The following is a 22500-nucleotide window of genomic DNA, read 5'->3' on the forward strand; positions in this document are numbered from 1 at the left end:
TGGTTCAGTGGATCAGCCACTCATCCACTTGCCCTGGAGGGGAGAACCGTGGAGGCACTGCCCCGCGAGACCATCGTGGACGTCCTGGAGGACCGGCTGCGCACGGACATACTCGACGGCCGTCATCCCGCGGGGAGTTATCTGCCCGCGGAGCGCCAACTCGCCGACGGCTACGGAGTCACCCGCACCACGCTCAAGCACGCCTTCGGCCGACTCGTCCAGGCGGGCCTGCTCGAAACCCGGCACGGAATCGGGACCAGGGTGCGCGACTACGCGCGGCTGGGCGGGGCGGACCTGCTGCCCATGCTCGTGCGGCACGACGCGAAATGGGTCCACGAGGTCTTCGAAGTGCGGCGCGGTGTCGGCGCGTTGATCGCCGAGCGGGCCGCGTCGAGGGCCACCCGCAAGCAGTGCGGGGAACTCCACGCGCTGCTGGAGGCCGTACGGGAGGCCGACGACGCCGACGCGGTGCAGCTGGCCGACGTCGAGGTGCACCGCGCACTCGCCAGGGCCACCGGCAACCGCGTCTACGTCCTGCTGACGAACACGCTCTTCAACGCCTACCTGCCCGTCCGCTCCCTGCTCAAGGGGCCCTTCACCGACCCCGCGGTGGCCTACGAACGGCTGGCGCCGGTGGTCGCGGCGGTGACGGCCCAGGACGCCCGGCAGGCGCACGCGGCGGCCGATGCCTATCTGCGGGCCACCGAGCGCATCATGCTGGAGGGTCTCGCATGAGGGGCACGGCGTTCACGGAGACGATGCTGGGCACGGTCCGGCTCGACGCCGAGACACGGGAGCGCCGCATACGCCTCGACCTGCGCGCCGAAGCCGACGGCATACTGCGCCCGCACCGCACGACACCGGCACGCCTGACCGGCCGGGTGCGGATCGCCGGGTTCGCCGACGACCCGTGCGCCGAGGGCGAGTTGGAGGTGTCACCGCTCGCACGCCGCCGCATCCGCTATCAACTCGCGTTCACGGCCGACGGCCGCCGCCTCACCCTGGACGGCTGGAAGTCCGTGACCGCGCGCCGACCGGTCGAGTCGATGACCGTCCTGCCGTTCGCGCTGTACGAGGGCGACGCGCGGGTCGGCGAAGGAGTGCTCCGCTTCCCGCTGGCGACCGGCCTCGCGCCGTTCCTCCTCAGCTTCCGCTTCCCGCGCCGTGAGAGCGGTGCGGAGCACTTCCCACCGCGCTGGAACGGCGCACCGGGCCGCACCGAAGTCTGGTACACCACGCTGACCGATCCGGCGAGCGGCACCGGCGTCTGGCTGCACCACGAAGTGACCGCGCCCGCCGACGGATCCGAGCCGTTCGCCCACGGATGGGTCGCGGCGTTTCCCCGCGAGGGCGCGGTGCGCCATGCCCGCTTCGGGCCCGTTCCCTGGACCCGGCCGGCGGACGGCTTCGCGGGAGACAACGTCACGGTCACCCCGGGCCAACTGACAGGAAGCGCCGGTGACTTCCACTGGAAGCTCACCGAATGCCCCCATGGGGCACCGCTGTTCACCTTCCCGCGCTGGTCCTGGCGTCGGCCGCTGCTGCCCGCCGCCCAGATGCTCCCGGCGGTGCGGGCCACGTACGAGGGAGAATTCTCGTACGGTGAACAGACCTTGACCCTGCGCGGCGCCCCCGGCGCCTCGGCCCGCATCTACGGGCACGGCAACGCACACCGGTGGACCTGGCTGCACGCGGAGTTGGGCGGCGGCGACGTCCTGGAGATCGTGGCGGCCGTGTCCACCCGGCCGGGCCTGCGGCGGCTTCCTCCGCTGGTCTTCCTGCGCCTGCGCCGGCGGGGCCGGACCTGGCCGCGCCGGGCGGAGCGGTCGGCGGTCGGCTGGCTGGGCGTGGGACGGTTCCGGGCCGTGTTCGGTCTGCCCAAGTGGTCGGTGACCGGCCGGACGGCACTGCGCCGCATCCGCGTCGAGGTGGACCAGCCCGCCGAGCGAACCCTCACCCTGGAGTACCGCGACCCGGACGGAGCCCGTGCCGTGTGCCGCAACAGCGAGTCCGCCGACGCCCACATCGTGCTGGAACGCTGGTGGGGCCGCTGGCGCCCGGAGGCCACCTGGCTCCTGGACGGCACCGCGCACGCCGAGGCGGGCGAGCGGTGACCGCCGACGGGTTCGTCGCGGCGCTGCTGGCCGACACCGGCGACGAGGACTGGCCGTCCCGCGTACCGAACCGGCTGGACACGGTGCTCGCCGCGCTGCCCCGGCCCGCCCGAGCCGGGGTGCACACCGCCGTCGCGGCCCTGGACACCTACGCCGTCCTGCGCACCGGCAGACGCCTGGCGGCACTCCACCCCGACGAACGCGAGAGCGTGCTCGGCTCGCTGGCCGCACGACCCCGGCTTGTCCCGCTGCTCGACGTCCTCAAGGTGCCCGTGATGCTCGCGGCGGGCACCGAGAGGATGCCGGCCGCGCCCGTTCCTGTGCAGGCTCCGGAGGACCCGCCCCTCGACTGCACTCCCGCGCAGGAGTGGCCCACACGCTCCTCCGCCGACGTGGTGGTCGTCGGATCCGGCGCGGGCGGCGCCGTGGCCGCCCGGACGTTCGCGCTGGCCGGACTGAGCGTGGTCGTCCTGGAGGAGGGCGAACACCACTCGACGGCTTCCTTCGGCCGCCGGGCGCCGCTCGACAGATTCACCGAGCTGTACCGGGACGGCGGCGCCACGGTGGCCGTCGGCAACCCGCCGCTCCTGCTGCCGTCCGGCCGCGCCGTCGGCGGCACCACCGTGGTCAACTCCGGTACCTGTTACCGGACTCCGGACCATGTGCTGGCCCGGTGGAGCCAGGAGTACGGGTTCGGCCTCGCCGAGAGCCTCGGGCCCCGGCTGGACGAGATCGAGCGCACCCTGCGCGTGGCCACCCAGCCGCTCGACGTGCTGGGCAACAACGGGCGGCTCGCCCTAGCGGGGGCCGACCGGCTCGGCTGGCGGTCCGGACCACTGCGCCGCAACGCGCCCGGCTGCAAGGGCTCGTGCCAGTGCGTGGTCGGCTGTCCCACCGGCGCCAAGCAGAGCGTGCAGCTGTCCGTGCTGCCGGACGCGTGCGCCGCGGGAGCCCGGATCGTCACGGGCGCGCGGGTCCGCCGCGTCCTGCTGGACCACGACGCACCGGGAGCGCCGCGCGCCGCCGGAGTACAGGCGCGCCGGCCGGACGGCAGCGAACTGGAGATCCTCGCCCCACTCGTCGTGACGGCGGCCGGAGCGCTGCAGACACCGCCCTTGCTGCGCCGCTCGGGCCTCGGCGGACATCCACGCCTGGGCCGCAACCTCAGCGTGCACCCGGCCACGAGCGTCGCGGGACGCTTCGCCGAGCCGGTCACCGCGTGGCAGGGCGTGCTGCAGAGCGTCGGGGTCGAGGAACTGCACGCCCGCGGCGTCCTCATCGAGGCGACCGCGAGCCCGCCCGGCATGGGAAGTTTCGTCCTCCCCGGCCTGGGCCGCGAGCTGCGCCGCGAGCTGGAGGACACGGACCACCTCGCGACCCTCGGCGCCATGATCGCCGACCGGCCCTCCGGCCGGGTCCAGGGCCGGGAGCGCACCCTCGTCCGCTACGACCTGGACCCCGGTGACGGCAACCTGCTCATGACGGCCGTACGGGCCATGGGCAGGCTGCTCTTCGCGGCGGGCGCCGAGGAGGTCCTCACCGGAGTCCCGTCCGCCCCGCGCGCCCGATCGCTCCACGAACTCGACGCACTGCTCACCTCGGTGAACGCTCGGAACCTGCACCTCTCGGCCTTCCACCCGACCGGCACGGCGGCCGCGGGCGCCGATGCGCAGCGGGCACCGGCCGACCCGGAGGGCAGGCTGCGCGGCGTCCACGGAGTCCTGGTCGCGGACGGCTCGGTGCTGCCCGGCTGCCCCGAGGTCAACCCGCAGCTGAGCATCATGGCGGCCGCCCTGGCGATCGCGGAGACCTGCCTCGAGAGGGAGGGCGGCCCGGCCGCGCGCTGAGTCACTCAGATGGTCCGCGCCGTTCGCCCACCCCGGGACCGGCGCGGAGCATGAGGGGAGTCCCGTACGCCAGGAAGAGGACGAGCCCTCATGAGCACACGCATTTCCGACGGCCGAGACCGGTCGAGCCGACCACGCCGGATCGCCGTTCTCCTGGCCGTGGTCGCGTGCGGGTCCGTGCTGGTCTCGTGCGGCACGGACAGCAACAACGACAGCGGCGCCTCCACCTTCAGCCCGCGCCCGACCCCGCCGAACAAGTCCGACTTCAGCGGTACACCGGCGTCCGCCCTGTCCTCGGCCGCCTCCTCGATCATCGGCTCCGCGCGCGCCTCGGCGTCGGCGGCGGCCTCTTCCGCCTCCGCCGCGGCATCGGCATTCGAGGCGTCGGTCTCGGCCGACACGGCGCGCGCCTCCGCGGCCGCGGAGAAGGAGCTGAAGGACGTGAAGGGCAGCGGCAACGCGCTGTCCGACGTCGCCATGACGGGCCTGCCCAGGGCAGAGACCGGCGGGCTGCTCGCCGTGCTCGTCACCATCACCAACAAGACCGACAACAAGGCCTCGTACGCCGTGCAGATCGACTTCAAGAATTCCGACGGCAAGGTCGTGGAGACCAGGTTCGTCGGAGCGGAGAACCTCGACCCGGGGAAGCGGGCCCAGCCCATCGCCATCAGCAGGCAGCCCGCCGAACCCGTACTGACCCCGCGGCTGACCAAGGCGCAGCGCTACTGACGCCGTCGCCGGCCCACGCGCCCGCACTCCGGGTGGCAGCTCCGCCCCGGCCACCGATTCGAACCGCCCCTGGTCCACGCTCGGCCGGATGATCGACGACGGCCACCGCCTCGTCGTCTTCAAGGAGCGGGCCGACGGCCCGGCACCCTGGTACCGGAACTCCTGCCAGTAGGGCATGGAAACCGTTCCCAGGGACTGAGCGGTAGTGCGTCCTGTTGCCAGGACTGCTGCTCAGCCGCGTGCTCCGAACGGTGTTGGGCACGCTGTCGCCCGCTTTCGCGCCGCTACCGGGCGGCACGCATCTGGTGCTGGTCCGGGAATGCGGGGGCGGGGTCCCTCACGCCGCCGGGTCTCCGGTCCGGCATGGGCGCTCCGATGCCCGTAACGATCGCTCTGGTCGTTGCGGGGCGGAGCCGTCCGTCGCCGGATCGGATGCCTGAGGGCACGTCGGAGTACGAGCGGGAACGCGGCCGTCCGGTCAACTTTGTCGCCGTGGACTGCACGACGATCGGGGACACGCGGGGTGCGGTGGACGCGCTCAATGCCGAGCGGCGGCAGGGGCGTTGACCGGCGGCGGACTTCTCACTCACGTACCAGGTGCACCACCGTGCTCGCCCAGTCGCCCGGCGGCAGGTCGAGGTGGAGACCGTACTCGCGGAGCACGGTGGCGTGATGGACGGTGCCGGTGCGGGTGTCGCGGTAGCGGGAACCCGGGGTGAGGGCGCGCAGACGGACCGGTGGCTGGGGTGCTCCGTGGCGGGTGACACGGCGGTACGCGAGAAGGAGGGCTTCAGAGGCGTCCGGTGCCGTGTACTGCACCACCGAGACGGAGTCCTCGGCAGGCGCCGACAGGCGGTCCAGCCTGCCGTGCTGCACGAGATGGCGCACCTTCTTGTACTCGGCCACCAGGGCGGCTCCCTCCCGCAGTTCCTCCTCGGACCAGCGTGTGAGATCGCCCCCGATGCCGAGCGCTCCGGCCATCGCGACATGGAAGCGGAAGCGCAGCGGGACCGTGCGGCCGGTGAGCTGGTTGGGTACGTCCGTGACCCACGAGCCCATGGTGCGCGCGGGATAGACCTGGCCGTAGCCGTGCTGGATCCACATACGGTCGGCGGCATCTGTGTTGTCCGACGCCCACGCCTGGTCCGTGCGGGACAGGATGCCCAGGTCGACCCGGCCGCCCCCGCCACTGCACGACTCGATCCGCAGCGCCGGGTGGTCGGCGCGGAGTCGGTCGATGACGTCGTACAGATTGCTCACGTACTGCGGTCCGAGGCGGTCGGCGCCGTCCTGCCGGCCCGGCCAGCCGGCCTCGCTGAACGCCCGGTTCATGTCCCACTTGAGGAAGTCGATGCCGTGGTCGCCGACCAGCCGGGTCAGCCAGCCGTAGGCCCAGTCGGCGACGTCGCGGCGGGCGAAGTTGAGGACGAGCTGGTTACGCAGCTCGGAGCGGGGGCGGTCCGGGAAGTGCAGGACCCAGTCCGGGTGTTGGCGGTAGAGGTCGCTGTCCGGGTTCACCATCTCGGGCTCCACCCACAGGCCGAAGCCCATCCCGAGCCGGTGCACCGCCTCGACCAGCGGTGCCAGCCCCTCGGGGAAGCGGTCGGGGGCGGGCGTCCAGTCGCCGAGGCCGGCCCGGTCGCTGCGGCGCGCCCCGAACCAGCCGTCGTCGACGACGTACAGCTCGACCCCGAGCTCCGCCGCGCGCTCGGCGAGCGCCTTCTGGCCGACCTCGTCGACGTCGAAGCCCGTGGCCTCCCAGGAGTTGTAGAGCACCGGCGCGAGCTCGTGCGGGTGCGGCAGGACATGGGCCAGGGTGTACGCGTGCCAGGCACGACTGGCCGCCCCGAAGCCGCCGTCGCTGCACAGGCCCGCGAACGGGGGAGAGGTGAACTCCTCGCCGGGCGAGAGCGGCACGTTCGTACCGTCGTGGCCCACGCCTGCGGTGAATCCCGCGCGGCCGTCCGGGGTGCGCTGCGCGGTGATCCGCCAACTCCCGCTCCACGCGAGGGCGGCGCTCCACACCCGGCCGTGCTCCTCCGTCGCCTCGCCCGAGTCCAGCATCACCCAAGGGTTCGCGTGGTGGCTGGTGATCCCACGGCGGCTCGTCAACACGGTCTCGCCGTACGGGAGTTGGCCGCGCCGCAGTCGGCTCTCGGCGGACCACTGTCCGGTGACATGGCTGAGCCGGTAGTCCCGGAGCGGGGGCAGGGTCCACGCGGCCGAGTCGGTGCGCAGCAGGGTGACGGGCTCGTCGCCGGCGTTGCGGACCACGGTCCAGCGCTCGATGACGTCCGTGTCGCCCCGTACGCGGTAGTGGAGCGCCACATGCAGGGGGTAGCGGCGGTCGCGGAACGCCAGTTCCAGCTCGCCTTCGTCGACACGATGGCCGGTCGGCTGCCACTCGAAGGCGCGGGATCCGTCCGCGAACCGGACTTGCAGCGACGGCGGCCCGTAGCGCGTGCCGCCGTCCACCGGAAGTTCCTCCCCGACGGGGGGTCTTCCCTCGAAGCTGCTGGTCGAGGCGGGCCGGGGCACGGCGAGTTCCTCGGCCTCGGCGAGCGTCAGGCGTGGGCCCCAGGCGAGGTGGCAGGGCGCGCCGGTCTCGTCGACGCGCAGCGCGTACGACGTGTGCGGTGTGGCCAGCAGCCAGACCCCGGTGTCCGGGGCGAAGGAGATCATCGACAGGGATCCTCACGTTCCGGTAGTGCCACGAGATGGTCGAAAGCCAACCGCGACCTTCGATCACATGTCAACACTTCGCGTGTATCTGCCATTTGCAGGCTGCGTGCCCATCAGTAGAGGCCCTCAAGTTAATCCTGCTTCTTTCATTGACAGCAGAAAATAAGGGACTTAGGTTCCGGCCATGCGCTCGACCTCTCATGCCGAGGCGTTCCCGGCCCATACGCCGGCCGCCTCCCAGATCTTCACCACCGTGCTGTCGCACGGCCCGCTCACCCGCTCGGAGATCGCCGCACGGACGCGGCTGTCGGCGGCGGCGGTCACCAAGGCGGTGCGGCCGCTGATCGAGGCCGGTTACCTCCTGGAGGACGTCGACGAGGACACCCGGCAGCCGTCCCTCGGGCGGCCCGCCAACCCGGTGCTGGTCGACGGAGGCAGGGCGCTGTTCATCGGCGTCAAGATGACGGGCGACGAACTGATCGCCGTGCTCACGGACTTGTGCTGTCGCATCAGGGTGGCCCGGCACGTACCGCTCACCACCCACGACCCCAAAGCGGTGCTGGCCTCCACCGCCGCCCTCGTCCAGGAGCTGATGACCGAGGCCGACGGCTTCGGAGTGCGGGTCCAGGGACTGGGCATCGCGGTGTCCGGCGACGTGGACCGTGCGGCCGGCGTGGTGCGCTACTCGCCGTTCCTGGAGTGGCACGACGTTCCGCTCGCCGAACTGGCCGCGATGACCACCGGGTTGCCGGTCACCGTCGACAACGACGTCAGGGCGCTGACCGTCGCCGAGCAGTGGTTCGGCGCCGGAGTGGGCCTGTCCGACTTCGCGGTGGTGACCGTCGGCGCGGGCATCGGCTGCGGCCTGGTGGTGCACGGGCAGGTCGTGTCGGGGGCGCACGGCGTGGCCGGCGAGATCGGGCACGTCGCCATCGACCCGGCCGGTCCTCTCTGCCACTGCGGCAACCGGGGCTGTGTCGAGGCGATCGCCGCGGACTCGGCGATCGTCGGCAAGGTCCGTGAGGTGACCGGCGTCCAAGTCGCCGATGCCGCCGCGGCTTTGGACCTGGCCCACGAAGGCGACCCCGGAGCGCGGGAGGTGTACGCGCGAGCGGGGGAGGCGATCGGGCGCGGCATCGCGACCGTGGCCAACCTGCTCGGCCCCGAGCGGGTGATCATCTCGGGCGAGGGCCTGGCCGCCTACGACCTGTTCGCCGAGCAGATCCGTGACGCGTTCGCCGCGGCCGCCTTCGGATCGGCCGCACGGTGCGACGTACAGACCCGCCCGCTGCCTTTCGAGGAGTGGGCGCGCGGGGCCGCGGCCACCGCGATCCAGTCCTTCATCAGATCAGACACGTACTAGTACGCACGAGGAGTAACGATGACGCAGCAGAGCCGCCATCACCTGGCTGCGCGTGGCCCGGGTCGGCGCAGCGTGGTCGGTGGGCTGTTCGGACTCGGTGCGGCCGCGCTGGGGGCACCCGTCCTGAGTGCCTGCGGCAGCGGGGCGGGCGCCGACCCGAAGACGGTGACCTTCGGGTCCAACGGCGCCGACGCCACCCCCAAGAAGGCCTACGCCGCCCTGACCGGGGCGTTCGCCAAGGACAGCGGTCTGAAGGTGAAGACCAACACCGTCGACCACGACACCTTCCAGAAGAGCATCTCCACCTATCTGCAGGGCACCCCGGACGACGTCTTCACCTGGTTCGCGGGCTACCGCATGCAGTACTTCGCCAAGAAGAATCTGTGCAGCCCCCTCGACGACGTGTGGGACAAGATCGGCGCGGGCTTCAGCGACGCCACCAAGCAGCTCTCGCGCGGCGAGGACGGCAAGTACTACTTCGTACCGCTGTACAACTACCCGTGGGCCGTCTTCTACCGCAAGAGCCTCTTCAAGGAGCGCGGCTACCAAGTCCCGCAGAAGTGGAGCGAGTTCATCGCGCTCGCCAAGCAGATGAAGAAGGACGGCCTCGCCCCGATCGCCTCCGGCTACGGCGGCGGCGACAGCTGGAGCATCCTCGGCGCCTTCGACTACCTCGACCTGCGGGCCAACGGCTACGACTTCCACATGTCCCTGATGCGGGGCAAGGTCTCGTGGACCGACAAGCGCACCGTCGCGATCCTCGACCTGTGGCGTGAGCTGACCCCCTACTACCAGCCGAGCGCCGGCGGCCGCTCCTGGCAGGACGCCGCCCAGTCCCTGCTGGACAAGAAGTCCGGCATGGCCGTCATCGGACTCTTCCTCGGCCAGCAGATCACCGACGAGACGATACGCGCCGACATCGATTTCTTCCCCTTCCCCGAGATCGACGGCACCCATGGACAGGACGCCGTCGAGGCGCCGACCGACGGCTTCATGCTCAGCCGCAGGCCCAAGAACGAGGACGGCGCCAAGAAGCTCCTCGAATTCCTCGGCGGCGCCCACGCCGAAGAGCTGTACATGGGCGTCGACCCGAGCAACCTCGCCGTCAACGAACAGGCCAAGACGGACTCGTACAACGCACTCCAGAAGAAGTCCGCCGAACTCATCGCCTCCGCCAAGCACATCAGCCAGTTCGCGGACCGCGACAGCGACCCGGGCTTCATCTCCACCGTCGTCCTGCCGGGCCTGACCGAATGGCTCGGCCACCCCGACGACGGCTCCGGCACGCTGAAGAAGATCGAGTCGCAGCGCTCGCGTTTCTTCACGGCCTGACCAGGACCGGAAAGGCCGCACTCACCGTGTCCTCCGCCACGCCCCGGACTCGCCCCCGCCGTCTCGGCCCAGGCGACCGGATCTTTCTCACCGTCATCATCGGCATCCCGCTCGCCGCCCTGCTCTTCTTTGTCTGGCTCCCCGCACTGGCCTCCCTGGGGCTCTCCTTCACCACCTGGGACGGCATCGACCTGGCCGACATCCACTGGATCGGCCTCGACAACTACCAGGAGATCTTCAACAACTACCCGCCGTTCTGGCCCGCGGTGCGGCACAACGTGATCTGGCTGCTGTTCACGGCCGTGCTGCCCACACCGTTCGGCATCTTCCTCGCCTACCAGCTCGACCGGAAGATCCGCTTCACGAGGATCTACCAGACCGCGATCTTCCTGCCGATGGTGCTCTCCCTGGCCGTCGTCGGTTTCATCTGGGAGATCATCTACAACCCGGACACCGGACTCCTCAACGGCATCCTGAACGCGGCCGGTTCGGGCCACCACATCGACTGGCTCGGCAACCCCGACCTCAACCTGTGGGCGGTCCTCGTCGCCTCCGGCTGGCGGCACACCGGCTACATCATGATCCTCTACCTGGCAGGGCTGAAGGGCTTCGACCCGGCGCTGAAGGAAGCCGCCGCGCTCGACGGCGCCAACGGCCGCCAGACCTTCCTGCGCGTGGTCTTCCCGGCGCTGAAACCGGTCAACATCATCATCCTCGTCGTCACGGTCATGGAGTCCTTGCGCGCCTTCGACATCGTGTACGTCCTCGGCGGCGGTGTCGGCAGCAAGCCCGGCATGGAGCTGCTCTCCCTCCTCATCACCGACAACATCATCGGCGAGTCCAGTCACATCGGTTACGGCTCCGCCCTGGCGGTCGTCCTGCTCCTGGTCTCCCTGGCCGCCATCGGGACCTTCCTCGTCCAGACCTTCCGCAAGGAGGACCAGTGACCACCACGGTGACGCGGCCCGCCTCCCGGGTGCGTGAGTCCCAGACGCGGAACACCCCTTCGGCGCCCCGGCGCCAGACCGGCCGCCATCTGATGCTCGCCGGCATTGCCCTGCTCTGGCTCGTCCCGCTCCTGTGGGCCGTGTACACCTCGCTGCGCCCCTACTCGGACACGGCCAAGCACGGCTATCTGTCCTGGCCGCGCAGCCTGGGCCTCGGCAACTTCACGGACGCCTGGAACCAGTCCGGGATGCCGCACTTCTTCTGGAACTCCGTTCTCATCACCGTCCCTTCGGTCCTCGGCACACAGCTGTTCTCGGCCGCCGTCGCCTTCTTCGTCTCCCGCTTCGACTTCCGCTGGAACATCGTCCTGCTGATGCTCTTCACCGCGGGCAACCTGCTCCCGGCGCAGGTCCTCATCACCCCCCTGTACCGGCTCTACCTCCTCATCCCGCTGCCGCAGTGGATGAGCGACTCGCTTCTCCTCTACAACTCGGCCTGGGGCATCATCGCGATCCACATCGCCTACCAGTCCGGGTTCTGCACCTTCGTCCTCAGCAACTACATGAAGACCATCCCCAAGGAGATCTCCGAGGCGGCACTCGTCGACGGGGCCCCCGTCTGGCGGCAGTTCTTCCAGATCATCCTGCCGCTGTGCCGCCCGGCGTTCGCCGCCCTCGCGACACTCGAATCGATCTGGATCTACAACGACTTCTTCTGGCCGCTCGCGCTGATCGAGAGCGGCGACAAGCGCCCCATCACCTCCGCCCTGGCCAACCTCCAGGGCGCGTACTTCACCAATCCCAACCTCATCGCGGCCGGTGCCTTGATGACCGCGATCCCCACGCTGCTGGTGTACTTCGCGCTCCAGCGCCAGTTCATCAGCGGACTCACCATCGGCTCGGGCAAGGGCTGAGCCGCCGCAACGCCGGAGCACGAGCCGCCCCCCGCGCCTTCACCGCCCCCGCTGACACCGTCCCAGGAGGTCCGACCCATGCGGTCATCCTCGTACATCGCCATGCCCGGAGCCGCCCCGCGCTCCGGCCGTCGCTCCATAAGAGCCGTGCTCGTCCTCGCTCTCACCGCGGGCGTCGCGACGGCCGTCCCGGCCGCCCAGGCCGACACCACCGCCCCGGCCGTCCAGGCCGACACCACCGCCGCTCCGGTCGCCGCCAAGCCGTACATGGGCTGGTCGAGTTGGAGCATGCAGTCGTCGAAGTACCCGGGGCTCAACCCGGACGGCGACTACAGCTACCTCACCGAGGCGAACGTCCTCAAGCAGACGGACGCCCTCGCCGCAAAGCTGAAGAAGTACGGCTACGACCACGTCAACATCGACGCCGGCTGGTGGATGGACAAGAGCTGGAAGACCGGGTTCGACCAGTACGGCCGGCAGACGCCGGACCCGGTCCGCTTTCCGCACGGCATGAAGTCGGTCGCCGACCACATCCATTCCAAGGGCCTCAAGGCCGGCATCTACCTGCCCGTCGGCCTGGAGAAGGGCGCGTACGGCGACGGCAAGGTGCCGATCTGGAACGCCGCCGGCTGCACCACCGCCGACGTCGTCTACTCGGACCTGCGTACCACCAACGGCTGGGACAACGCCTACAAGCTGAACTTCGACAACCCCTGTGCGCAGAAGTACATCGACTCGCAGGCGCAGCAGTTTGCCGACTGGGGCTACGACTTCCTCAAGCTGGACGGTGTGGGACCGGGCTCGTTCAAGTCCGGTGACAACTACAACAACGTCCTCGACGTAGCCGCCTGGCAGAAGGCCATCGCCGCCGCAGGTCGCCCCATCCACCTCGAACTCTCCTGGTCGCTGGACATCGGTCACGCGGCCGACTGGAAGAAGTACTCCAACGGCTGGCGCATCGACACCGATGTCGAGTGCTACTGCAACACCCTTGTCACCTGGGAGAACTCGGTCAACGACCGCTGGGACGACGCCCCCGCGTGGAGCCGCAAGGCAGGTCCGGGAGGATGGAACGACCTCGACGCCATCGACGTCGGCAACGGTGAGATGGACGGTCTCACCAAGGCCGAGCGGCAGAGCTACATGACCCTGTGGGCCATCAACAAGTCGCCCCTGTTCACCGGTGACGACATCACCAGGCTGGACAGCTACGGCATCTCGCTGCTCACCAACAACGAAGTCATCGCCGTCGACCAGAACGACTCGCCCGTCGCGCGCCCGGTCACCCCAGTCGGCGACCAGCAGGTCTGGGGCACCAAGAACGCCGACGGCAGCTACACCGTCGCCCTGTTCAACCTCGGCGACTCGCCCGCCTCCGTCACCGCCCACTGGGCGTCCTTCGGCTTCACCGGCAACGCCTCCGTGCGGGACCTGTGGAACAAGGCGAACCTCGGGACCTACAAGAACAAGATCACCGAGGCGCTGCCGGCCCACGGCTCGCGGCTGTTCACGATCAAGCCCGGCGGCAGCACGCTCGCGACCACGAGCTACGAGGCCGAGGACGCGGCCAACACCCTGTCGGGCAACGCCTCCGTCGCCGGCTGCGACGCCTGCTCCGGCGGCAAGAAGGTCGGCAACCTCTACCTGGGCGGCAAGCTGCGGTTCAACGACGTCACGGTGAAGAAGGACGGGATCTACACGGTCGAGGTCGCCTACGTCAGCGGCGATCCCCGTTCGGTGACCGTCTTCTCCAACAGCGGTAACGGCACCAGCGAGAAGTTCCCCTCCACGGGCGACTGGAGCACGGCCGAGACAGTCAGCGTTCAGCTGGCACTGAAGGCGGGCACCAACACCATTACCTTCGACAGCGGCAGCGGATACGCACCCGACATCGACAGGATCGTCGTTCCGCAGTCCGTCTGACCTCGCTCAGTCCGTCCGACCCGCTCCCGCGGGGCTCGGTGACACGACCCGGGCCCCGCGGGGACCGGCCCCGCGCCGACGGTTCGCAGCCGTCGTCCCCGCACGAGCCGTTCCCGCACGAGCCGTTCCCGCACGAGCCGTTCCCGGATATGGAGTGCACCACCGTGGACATCCAGCACACCGACGACAACAAACCCAGCCGCAGAGGCTTCCTCGCGCTGGCCGCCGCTGCCGGCGCGGCCACCGCACTCGGCGGTCTGCCCGCCTTCACCGCCTCGGCGGCTCCCCTGCGCCCCACCGAGTCGCCCCTGCTGTCCGCGGCCGACGCCGCGAAGAACCAACTCTGGTGGCAGGCACCCGGCTCCTCCCACTCCATGATCGAGCAGGGGCTGCCGGTCGGGAACGGGCGCCTCGGTGCGCTCGCGAGCAACGACCCCTCCAGCGAACTCCTGATGATCACCGACGCCACCCTGTGGACCGGCGGTCTCAACGACAAGCTGCAGAGCGACGGCCAATTCCCCTACGGCCGTGACGACTTCGGCTCCCTGACGCTGCTCGCCAAGCTCGCCGTAGCCATCCCCGACCACGACCTGGGCAACGTCAACAACTCCCGTCGCACCCTCGACCTGGCCCAGGGTCTGGTCAGCACCTCGTACGACATCTCGGGCGTCACCTACCGGCGGCAGATCTTCGCCAGCCGGCCCGACGACGCCATCGTGCTGTACTTCTCCCAGCAGGGCGGCGGCTCCTACACCGGCACTGTCTCTCTCGTCGGCACCCACGGCGAGTCCACCACCGCCAACAGCGCGGGCCGCTACGCGTCGTTCGGCGCCGCCTTCGCCAACGGCCTCAAGTACGGCGCCGCCGTCACCGCGTACAGCGGCACCGGCAGGGTCCGCGTCGACGGTACGTCGATCGCGTTCAGCGGCTGCAAGGACCTCACCGTCGTCGTCAGCGGCGGCACCAACTACGCGCCCGACGCCGCCGCGAAGTTCCGCGACCCGTCCGTGGTCCCGGAGCGCCTCGCCAGGACCAAGGTCCTGAACGCGGCCCGGCACTCGGCGAGCACCCTGCTGCAGACGCATGTCGCGGACTTCCGCGCCGTGTTCGGGCAGCTGGACATCAACTTCGGTACGTCGTCCGCCGCACAGCGCGAACTGGACACCTGGGAGCGGGTGCAGGCGCGCCATCGGGACGATGTCCCCGACCCGGAACTCGAGGCCGCCTACCTGCAGTTCGGCCGCTATCTCATGATCTCCGGATCGCGGGGGAGCCTGCCGATGGGCCTCCAGGGCCCGTGGCTGGACGGCAACGACCCGGACTGGATGGCCGATTACCACACCGACATCAACATCCAGATGAACTACTGGATGGCCGACCGGGCGGGCCTGTCCGACTGTTTCGACGCCTTCACGGACTACTGCCTCGCGCAGCTGCCCTCCTGGACGGACGTCACCCAGCGGCTGTTCAACGACTCCACCAACAGATATCGCAACTCCAGCGGCAAGATCGCCGGCTGGACGGTGGCCATCTCCACCAACCCCAATGGCGGGGGCGGCTGGTGGTGGCACCCGGCAGGCAACGCCTGGCTCTGCCAGAGCCTGTTCGAGCACTACGAGTACACACAGGACCGCGCCTACCTCAACAGGATCTACCCCCTCCTCAAGGGCGCCGTGGAGTTCTGGGAGGCCCGCCTGATCACCACGACCGTCGCCGACGCGTCCGGAGCCTCCCGCGAAGTCCTGATCGCCGACAGCGACTGGTCGCCCGAACAGGGACCACTCGACGCCAAGGGCATCACGTACGCCCAGGAACTGGTGTGGAACCTCTTCGGCAACTACCGCACCGCGACCGAGGTGCTCGCCAGGGACGCCGCCTACAGCAAGACCATCGACGGTCTGCGCCGGCGCCTGTACCTGCCTGTGGTCAGCCCCAAGACCGGCTGGCTGGAGGAGTGGATGTCGCCCGACAACCTCGGTGAGACCACGCACCGGCACCTCTCCCCGCTCATCGGGCTCTTCCCCGGCGACCGGATCCGTCCGGACGACTCCACGCCGAAGGACATCCTCGACGGCGCGACCGCCCTCCTCACCGCGCGCGGTATGAACAGCTTCGGCTGGGCCAACGCCTGGCGCAGCCTGTGCTGGGCGCGGCTGAAGAACGCGGAGAAGGCGTACCAGCTGGTCGTCAACAACCTGAAACCGTCGGTCAATGGCGGCAACGGCAGCGCGATGAACCTCTTCGACATCTACGAGGTGGAGTCGGGCCGCGGCATCTTCCAGATCGACGCGAACTTCGGTACCCCGGCCGCGATCGTCGAGATGCTGGTCTACTCGCGGCCCGGACACGTCGAGTTGCTGCCCGCCCTGCCCGCGGCCTGGGCGGCATCCGGCTCGGTGTCCGGCGTGGGCGTCCGCGGCGGCTTCGTCGCCGACCTCAGCTGGAAGAACGGCAAGGTCACCCGGGCGACGCTGAAGAGTATTGGCGGCATCGGCACGACCGTTGTTGCCAACGGCGCCTCGCGGACGATCAGCATCAAGCCCGGTGAGTCCGTCACCCTGCGGGGCCTCGGATGAGCGCCGCCCGGTTCCGGCGCCCCGCGGTGGGTGTCGCATCCGCGCTGGTCATGGCGCTCTGCGGACCTCTGACCACGTCGACGTCGGCGCAGGCGCAGGAGCAGGCGCAAGAGCAGGCTCAGCCGCAGGCCCCGACGGTCATGGCGACGGCCCCGGCCGCCGCGAAGGGCAAGCACTCCGTGGTCACTTGGGGCGCCAGTGCCGACCGACAGGGCGCAGGGCCCGCCGACCGCAGCTATCGGCTGATCGTGCGCACCAGCGTCGGCGGCACGAACATGCGTATCCGGCTGTCCAACGCCTTCGGCGACCACCCGGTGACGTTCGCGAGCGCGTACGCAGGTCTGCAGAAGCAGGGGGCGGAGCTGGTCCACGGCTCCAACCGGCAGCTGTCGTTCGGCGGGGCCGCGTCCGTCACCGTCCCGGCCGGCGAGACCGTGCTGAGCGATCCGCTGCCCGGAAAGCTCGCCGCCCAGGCCAATCTGGTCATCAGCCTGTACGTGACCGGCGCCCAGGGACCGACGACCGGTCACGGCATGGCGATGCAGACCAATTACGCGACGTCCGGCAACCACGCCGCCGAGGAGGGCGCGGCCAACTGGACGGATCCGATGGGCTCCTGGTACTGGCTGGACGCCGTCGATGTGGAGACGCCCGCGGCGATCGGTTCGGTGGTGACCCTCGGCGACTCCATCACCGACGGCTGGGCCTCGACCACGGACGAGAACCGCCGCTGGCCCGACTATCTCTCCCGGCGGCTCCAGGCCGCATCCGGCATCACCGTGAAGGGAGTGGCGAACGAGGGCATCTCGGGCAACAAGGTACTCGCGGACGGCGCCGGGCAGGCCGCGCTGAACCGGCTGCAGCGTGACGTGCTCTCCCAGCCCGGGGTCCGCACGGTCTTCCTCTTCGAGGGCATCAACGACATCAAGGCCCACAGCGGCGTCACGGTGGACGACATGATCGCCGGGTATCAGGAGATCATCGACCGGGCCCACGCGGCGGGCAAATGTGTGGTCGGCTCGACCGTCATGCCGTTCAAGGGCTGGTCCGAGTACGACGCCGCGGCCGAGGCCGTGCGTCAGGGCGTCAACGAGTGGATCAGGAACAGCGGCGCGCTCGACGCCGTGACGGACTTCGACAAGATCACGCGTAGTCCCTACGACCCGCAGCTGATTCTGCCGTTCTTCGACGGCGGCGATCACCTGCACCCCAACGACAAGGGGATGCAGGCGATGGCCGACGCGGTGGACCTCGCAAGCCTGACCTCCTGCTGAGGACAGGCTCCATGCAGGGCTGTCAGGGATAGGAGACCACGGTGGACGGCACCGTCGAGGTGCCCGAAGTCGGTGCCCCTGTCTCGTTGACGACGTGCTCATACTGTCCCTGGCCGCCCAGCGAGACGACCAGCAGGTCGTGGAACTTCACGCCCTGCGTGTTCGGCGCCGCGAACCCGTGGTGCTGGACGATCGTCGGATCGACGTTGTAGTAGCAGTAGCTGCCCAGGCCCCATCCCTCGTGCGTGGTCACGGAGTCGGCGACCTTGTAGGCCGCGTACCCCTTGACTCCGCCGTTCTGGATGGCGGCCTGGTTCGGCGCGTCGTACGCCTTCTCGTTCTGGAAGAAGACGGTGCGGCCTCGCTGGCCGTACCACTGGACGTCGTACTTGTTGAAGTGTTCGACGAACAGACCGGTGGCCAGGACGTCGTCGCCGTTGACCCGGATGCCGTAGTCGGCCCGGTTGGTCTCCCAGCCGACGCCGGTGCCGTGGTCGGCGCGCCAGACCCAGGTGTGGTCGATGATCGTGTGCCGGCTGTTGATGACCATGCTGGTGGTGGCCTTGCCGGAGCCCGCGCCGCCGATGCGGATGAAGACGTCCTGGACGGTGGTCGGGTTGGCGGAGTGGTTCGCCGTGGCCCCGGCGGGGCCTACCTCCAGCAGCGTCGACGAATTCACCGGCCCCGCGTCGATGAGGAATCCCGCGAGCCGCACGCCGTCGACGTCGGCCGTCTTGAGCGCGGTGACGCCGTTGTCCGGGATCAGGGTGGCGTAACCGAGCCCGAGGACCACGGTGTTGGCGCGGTTGACCTGGACCGGCTGGTCGAGGTGGTAGATCCCCGGCGTCAGCAGCAGGTGGAGGCCCTGCGCGAGCGCGGCGTTCAGGGTGGCGGCGGTGACGCCTGGCTTGGCCACGTAGAACTGGGTGAGCGGCAGTGACGAGCCGCGCGGGGTGCCGCTGCCCCAGGTGGTGCCGCGCGCGTTGGTGCGCCGCGCCGGCAGGAAGACGCGGTACTCGCTGCCGTTGAGGTAGAGGAACGGCTTCTCCCGGGACACCGGAGTGGTGTCGAGGGTCGTGTAGGGCGGGTTCGGGAAGGACTGCGCGGGAGCGCCCTGGACGCCGGAGAAGACCATGTTCCAGACGGCGTTGACCCAGCCGCCCACCGAACTGTCGCGGGTGTACCACTGCTGCTGCGAGTACGGTCCGACCGAGCCCTCGATGCGGCTGTCGGCGATGTAGCCGCCGCTGGCCCAGCCATAGCCGGTGGGGGAGAGGTTGAGACCGCCCTTGACGTGCATCCGGCGGAAGGGGGCGGCCTGTGCGACCGCCCAGCGGTTAGTGCCGCTGACCGGGTTGAGGGCGAGATTCTCCGCCGAGCGCCAGAAGTTCTGGGTGGCGTTGCCGTTGAACCAGCCCGCGTCGACGGTCACGTCACCGTTGATCGTCGTGTCGTCCGGGGACATACCGAGGCCGGCGATCGAGGTGTAGAAGCCGAGTTGGGCATTGAGCCCGTTGTACGTGCCGGGCTTGAACAGCAGCGCGAATCGGCCGGTGCCGAACTGGGCCGACTCCTGTTGTCCGAACACCTCGTCCAGCTTGGCCTGGATGCCGGACGTCGAGGGGTCGAAGACGATGACGTTCGGGCCGAGATCGCCACCGCCCGGCAGCGCTCGCGGCTTCTTGACGGGCGCGGCGGACGCCGGCGAGGACAGGCCGAGCAGCGCGGGCGCGGCCGCGGTGACGGCCATCGCACCGAGAACGGACCGTCTGGCCAGCGGGGACCGGCCGGAGTCCGGGGAATCCGTGGGGAGTTGGGGCATGGGGGCGACTCTCCTTGTTCAGGAAATGAACGGTGGGAGGTGTGGGGAGCGCTCTCTTGCCGATGCATGCTTCATCCGCGTGAACACAGCGTCAAGAGTTGTCGCAGGAGTCCCGCATATTGTTGCCCGATGAAGGTCAACTGCCATGCATTTTGCGGTAGTTCGAGGATATATAGGCCCTGCCAAGTCCGCGAGGTCGTGGGCGATTGTGTTCAAGAGGTGCTCGCGAGGCAACGAGCGCCTCGCCGGCGCGGTCTCTCGACTCGCCCCGAGGAGCGGCGCCGTGACTCTCGGCGCGACCAAGTGCCGGTGCGGCGCCGTGGTTCGAGAGAGCGCTCTATGGCGTCCGAGCGCCGGACCGATAGGCTGCGGGGATGAACGGACGGGCCCCCACGCTGGAGGATGTCGCACGGGAGGCCGGCGTTTCGCGTGCCACCGTGTCCCGGGTCATCAACGGCGTTCCCACCGTCGATCCCGCCCTTCAGGACGCGGTGCGCCAGGCCGTCGAACGCACTGGATACGCTCCCAACCGGGCCGCCAGGTCGCTGGTGACACGGCGGACCGAGACGGTCGCACTGATCGTCTCCGGCGCGGGCGACGTGTCCGCTGAGGAGCGGAACGCCTTCACGACAAGGGTGTTCGCGGACCCGTTCTTCGGCCGGGTCGTCACCGGGGTGGTGGACTACTTGCGTCCCCGGTCGATGCATCCGCTGCTGATGTTCGCCGATTCCGCACAGACGCGACAGCAGGCGCTGAACGACCTGCGGCAGGGCAGCGCGGACGGCGCGCTCGTCGTCTCCAGCCACGCCGATGATCCGCTGCCGGCGCTGCTCGCCGACGCCGGTCTGCCCGCGGTGCTCTTCGCCCGGCCGTCACGGCCGGTGCCGCTCAGCTATGTCGACCTGGCACACCGGGACGGCGCCCGCATGGCCGCCGAACATCTGCTGGACCGGGGGTGCCGGCGGATCGTCACCGTCACGGGGCCACTGGGTGTCTCGGCCAGCCAGGACAGGCTCGCCGGGTTCCGCGACACGATGGCGCGCAGGGGACATCCGTACGTACCGGTCGCCGAGGGCGGCTTCACGCTCGACAGCGGCATGGCCGCGATGTCCGGGCTGCTGGCCGAACACCCTGACGTGGACGGGGTGTTCGCGGCCAACGACCTGATGGCCCAGGGGGCGTGCCAAGTGCTGCGGGAGCGCGGCAGAAGGGTGCCGGACGACGTCGCGGTCATCGGCTTCGACGACTCCAGCGCCGCGACGGCCTGCCGTCCGCCGCTGACCACCGTGCGGCAACCGGTCGAGGAGATGGCCTCCACGATGGCCCGACTCCTCGACGAGCACCTCCGCGGCGCGCGTACCGAGCCCACCTCGGTGATCTTCGATCCTGAACTCGTGGTGCGCGAGTCGGCGTAGGCCGCGCTCGGCCCTGCGCGAGTCGAGGGCGACGGTGACCGACACTGGACCGGTCAGCATGGGCGAGGGCCGGCACGGCGAACGAGCCGGCGACGGAAAGGCAGGCGCATGACCGACCGGATCACCGTGGGCGTGGACGGATCTCCCGAAAGCCGGGCCGCACTGGCCTGGGCGGGCAGGGAAGCCGTCCGCCGCGGGCTGCCCCTTCGCGTGGTGTACGCCTGGCAGTGGCCGCACCACGAGATGCTCCGCGGTGGAGACCGGGAGGATCAGGCGCGCTGGGCGCGGGACATGGTGCAGGACGCGGTCCGCACCGTCGCCGATCGGCACACGGACCTGCCGGTGACGGCCGAGGTCCTGGACGGCGCCGCGGTGGACTCGCTGCTGACCGAGGCCGCGACGACCGGAACCCTGGTCCTCGGATCCCGTGGATACGGCACGATCGTCGGCTTCCTGCTCGGTTCCGTCGGACAGCAGGTGATCGCCGAGGCGCCGTGTCCGGTCGTGCTGGTGCGGGCCGATGACCGCGCCGCGTCCGAAGCGGGAGGCCGGGAGATCGTCGTGGGCCAGCAGGGTGGTCCGGACGACAGCGCGGCCGTCCTCCGGTTCGCGTTCGAGACCGCGGCGGCGCGTGGCGCCGGGTTGCGCGCCGTACGAGCGTGGAGCCTGCCCCCGGTTTTCGCCTACAGCCCGGGCTCGCTGAAGCTGCTGGACGAGGTCGGGGGCCTGGAACCGTACGAGAAGAAGGCACTGGCCGATGCGCTCCAGCCGTGGCGTGAGCGCTACCCCGGTGTGGCGGTCACACAGCACGTCGAGATGGGCAGCGCGGGGCAGGTACTGCTGTCGCTGGCCGACCGGGCCCAGCTGATGGTCATCGGCCGTCGGGCCCAGCGTTCGGCGGTGGGGGCACGGATCGGTTCGGTGGCCCACGCGGTGATGCATCACGCACCCTGTCCGGTGGCGGTGGTTCCGCACTCGTGAGGAGGGGGGGTACGGGCGGCGCCCGGGCCGTATGACCGGGCAGATCGGTCGGGCTTCGGGCGTGTTCAAGTTCCGAAGACAATGAGGGTGTTGGAGCGGGCGCAGGCAATCTCGGTGTGAAGTATTGACGGCCATGGCCGGCGTCCGGTGAGACGGACATCATGGAGAACATCGGCTACGCGGACTGGACCAGCATGGCCCTGCACGGCCCCGGCTACTCGGCCGACGGCAACATCGGCACGCGCCAGACATACCCCGCGGGGGGCCGCGCCGACCAGTGGCACACCCATGCCGTGGAGTGGACACCGACGGCCATGCGCTTCTACGTCGACGACGCCCTGGTCCAGGAGACGACCCGCAACAAGCTGGAGTCGACCCGCGGCCCATGGGTCTTCGACCACAACCAGTACGTCATCCTCAACCTCGCCCTGGGCGGCGCCTACCCGGCGGGATGGAACCAGGTCACCACCCCGTACTGGGGGCTGCCGCAGTCGAGCATCGACGCAGTCGCGGCCGGCGGAGTGCAGGCCGAGATCGACTCGGTGCGCGTCGAGCGGAAGAGGTGACCGGGCCGCCGGGCG

Annotated in this window: 16 protein-coding genes and 1 pseudogene; 15 read left to right on the forward strand and 2 right to left on the reverse strand. The window is 70.0% G+C overall.

The features are described from left to right. Positions 1–48 precede the first annotated feature (48 nt). The 5 genes from ACZ4RZ_RS41985 to ACZ4RZ_RS42005 all read left to right on the forward strand — a co-directional run bounded on the left by ACZ4RZ_RS41985 (position 49) and on the right by ACZ4RZ_RS42005 (position 5257). A complete protein-coding gene (locus tag ACZ4RZ_RS41985) occupies positions 49–735 on the forward strand; it encodes a FadR/GntR family transcriptional regulator (RefSeq protein WP_467752824.1) in 687 nt (228 codons plus the stop codon). Next, positions 732–2114, forward strand: coding sequence for a hypothetical protein (locus ACZ4RZ_RS41990; protein ID WP_467752825.1), 1383 nt, complete (start codon positions 732–734; stop codon positions 2112–2114). The genes ACZ4RZ_RS41985 and ACZ4RZ_RS41990 overlap by 4 nt, the downstream gene beginning before the upstream one ends. Continuing rightward, positions 2111–3961 (forward strand): GMC family oxidoreductase, encoded by a 1851-nt coding sequence (locus ACZ4RZ_RS41995; protein WP_467752826.1) that lies wholly within the window; start codon positions 2111–2113, stop codon positions 3959–3961. Before ACZ4RZ_RS41990 ends, ACZ4RZ_RS41995 begins: the two co-directional genes overlap by 4 nt. Before the next feature lie 90 nt (positions 3962–4051). Continuing rightward, positions 4052–4690, forward strand: coding sequence for a hypothetical protein (locus ACZ4RZ_RS42000; RefSeq protein ID WP_467752827.1), 639 nt, complete (start codon positions 4052–4054; stop codon positions 4688–4690). Positions 4691–5122: 432 nt separating this feature from the next. After that, on the forward strand, positions 5123–5257 hold the full coding sequence (locus tag ACZ4RZ_RS42005) for a hypothetical protein (RefSeq protein WP_467752859.1): 135 nt from the start codon (positions 5123–5125) through the stop codon (positions 5255–5257). Between the two features lie 15 nt (positions 5258–5272). Here the strand turns inward: ACZ4RZ_RS42005 and ACZ4RZ_RS42010 are convergent, their stop codons facing one another. Beyond that, positions 5273–7372: an alpha-galactosidase gene (locus tag ACZ4RZ_RS42010; RefSeq protein ID WP_467752828.1), complete on the reverse strand. Its 2100-nt coding sequence runs from the start codon at positions 7370–7372 to the stop codon at positions 5273–5275. A gap of 184 nt (positions 7373–7556) precedes the next feature. Between ACZ4RZ_RS42010 and ACZ4RZ_RS42015 the strand changes: the two genes are divergently transcribed. The 7 genes from ACZ4RZ_RS42015 (at position 7557) to ACZ4RZ_RS42045 (ending at position 17701) form a co-directional block, all read left to right on the forward strand. Further along, positions 7557–8735 carry an ROK family protein gene (locus tag ACZ4RZ_RS42015; RefSeq protein ID WP_467752829.1) on the forward strand — a complete coding sequence of 393 codons (1179 nt, stop codon included), beginning with the start codon at positions 7557–7559 and terminating at the stop codon, positions 8733–8735. Between the two features lie 18 nt (positions 8736–8753). Continuing rightward, positions 8754–10067 carry an ABC transporter substrate-binding protein gene (locus ACZ4RZ_RS42020; RefSeq protein ID WP_467752830.1) on the forward strand — a complete coding sequence of 438 codons (1314 nt, stop codon included), beginning with the start codon at positions 8754–8756 and terminating at the stop codon, positions 10065–10067. Positions 10068–10093: 26 nt separating this feature from the next. Continuing rightward, a complete protein-coding gene (locus tag ACZ4RZ_RS42025) occupies positions 10094–11014 on the forward strand; it encodes a carbohydrate ABC transporter permease (RefSeq protein WP_467752831.1) in 921 nt (306 codons plus the stop codon). After that, positions 11011–11928 (forward strand): carbohydrate ABC transporter permease, encoded by a 918-nt coding sequence (locus ACZ4RZ_RS42030; RefSeq protein ID WP_467752832.1) that lies wholly within the window; start codon positions 11011–11013, stop codon positions 11926–11928. The genes ACZ4RZ_RS42025 and ACZ4RZ_RS42030 overlap by 4 nt, the downstream gene beginning before the upstream one ends. Positions 11929–12006: 78 nt before the next feature. Then, positions 12007–13851: an alpha-galactosidase D gene (locus tag ACZ4RZ_RS42035; RefSeq protein WP_467752833.1), complete on the forward strand. Its 1845-nt coding sequence runs from the start codon at positions 12007–12009 to the stop codon at positions 13849–13851. 149 nt (positions 13852–14000) lie between these two features. Beyond that, positions 14001–16427, forward strand: coding sequence for a glycosyl hydrolase family 95 catalytic domain-containing protein (locus ACZ4RZ_RS42040; protein ID WP_467752857.1), 2427 nt, complete (start codon positions 14001–14003; stop codon positions 16425–16427). Further along, a complete protein-coding gene (locus tag ACZ4RZ_RS42045) occupies positions 16424–17701 on the forward strand; it encodes an SGNH/GDSL hydrolase family protein (RefSeq protein WP_467752834.1) in 1278 nt (425 codons plus the stop codon). The genes ACZ4RZ_RS42040 and ACZ4RZ_RS42045 overlap by 4 nt, the downstream gene beginning before the upstream one ends. Positions 17702–17723: 22 nt before the next feature. Here the strand turns inward: ACZ4RZ_RS42045 and ACZ4RZ_RS42050 are convergent, their stop codons facing one another. Then, the gene (locus ACZ4RZ_RS42050) at positions 17724–19523 is read right to left on the reverse strand and encodes a coagulation factor 5/8 type domain-containing protein (protein WP_467752835.1); all 1800 of its coding nucleotides are present in this window, start codon (positions 19521–19523) and stop codon (positions 17724–17726) included. Between the two features lie 374 nt (positions 19524–19897). Here ACZ4RZ_RS42050 and ACZ4RZ_RS42055 point away from each other — a divergent pair, with 374 nt between their 5' ends. From ACZ4RZ_RS42055 to ACZ4RZ_RS42065, 3 genes and pseudogenes are all read left to right on the forward strand, one after another. After that, positions 19898–20938: a LacI family DNA-binding transcriptional regulator gene (locus ACZ4RZ_RS42055; RefSeq protein ID WP_467752836.1), complete on the forward strand. Its 1041-nt coding sequence runs from the start codon at positions 19898–19900 to the stop codon at positions 20936–20938. A gap of 108 nt (positions 20939–21046) precedes the next feature. Further along, positions 21047–21919: a universal stress protein gene (locus tag ACZ4RZ_RS42060; RefSeq protein ID WP_467752837.1), complete on the forward strand. Its 873-nt coding sequence runs from the start codon at positions 21047–21049 to the stop codon at positions 21917–21919. 134 nt (positions 21920–22053) lie between these two features. Further along, positions 22054–22485 (forward strand): annotated as a pseudogene (locus ACZ4RZ_RS42065) (glycoside hydrolase family 16 protein); the annotation flags it as partial. Positions 22486–22500 lie beyond the last annotated feature (15 nt).

Source organism: Streptomyces sp. NPDC027189 (assembly GCF_055566975.1).

What these genes read in the sequence shown, in the direction of transcription:
- ACZ4RZ_RS41990 (WP_467752825.1), top strand. Translation starts at nt 732, where the DNA reads ATGAGGGGCACGGCGTTCACGGAGACGATGCTGGGCACGGTCCGGCTC.
- ACZ4RZ_RS42000 (WP_467752827.1), top strand. Translation starts at nt 4,052, where the DNA reads ATGAGCACACGCATTTCCGACGGCCGAGACCGGTCGAGCCGACCACGC.
- ACZ4RZ_RS42005 (WP_467752859.1), top strand. Translation starts at nt 5,123, where the DNA reads ATGCCTGAGGGCACGTCGGAGTACGAGCGGGAACGCGGCCGTCCGGTC.
- ACZ4RZ_RS42010 (WP_467752828.1), bottom strand. Translation starts at nt 7,372, where the DNA reads ATGATCTCCTTCGCCCCGGACACCGGGGTCTGGCTGCTGGCCACACCG.
- ACZ4RZ_RS42015 (WP_467752829.1), top strand. Translation starts at nt 7,557, where the DNA reads ATGCGCTCGACCTCTCATGCCGAGGCGTTCCCGGCCCATACGCCGGCC.
- ACZ4RZ_RS42020 (WP_467752830.1), top strand. Translation starts at nt 8,754, where the DNA reads ATGACGCAGCAGAGCCGCCATCACCTGGCTGCGCGTGGCCCGGGTCGG.
- ACZ4RZ_RS42035 (WP_467752833.1), top strand. Translation starts at nt 12,007, where the DNA reads ATGCGGTCATCCTCGTACATCGCCATGCCCGGAGCCGCCCCGCGCTCC.
- ACZ4RZ_RS42040 (WP_467752857.1), top strand. Translation starts at nt 14,001, where the DNA reads ATGGAGTGCACCACCGTGGACATCCAGCACACCGACGACAACAAACCC.
- ACZ4RZ_RS42045 (WP_467752834.1), top strand. Translation starts at nt 16,424, where the DNA reads ATGAGCGCCGCCCGGTTCCGGCGCCCCGCGGTGGGTGTCGCATCCGCG.
- ACZ4RZ_RS42050 (WP_467752835.1), bottom strand. Translation starts at nt 19,523, where the DNA reads ATGCCCCAACTCCCCACGGATTCCCCGGACTCCGGCCGGTCCCCGCTG.
- ACZ4RZ_RS42055 (WP_467752836.1), top strand. Translation starts at nt 19,898, where the DNA reads ATGAACGGACGGGCCCCCACGCTGGAGGATGTCGCACGGGAGGCCGGC.
- ACZ4RZ_RS42060 (WP_467752837.1), top strand. Translation starts at nt 21,047, where the DNA reads ATGACCGACCGGATCACCGTGGGCGTGGACGGATCTCCCGAAAGCCGG.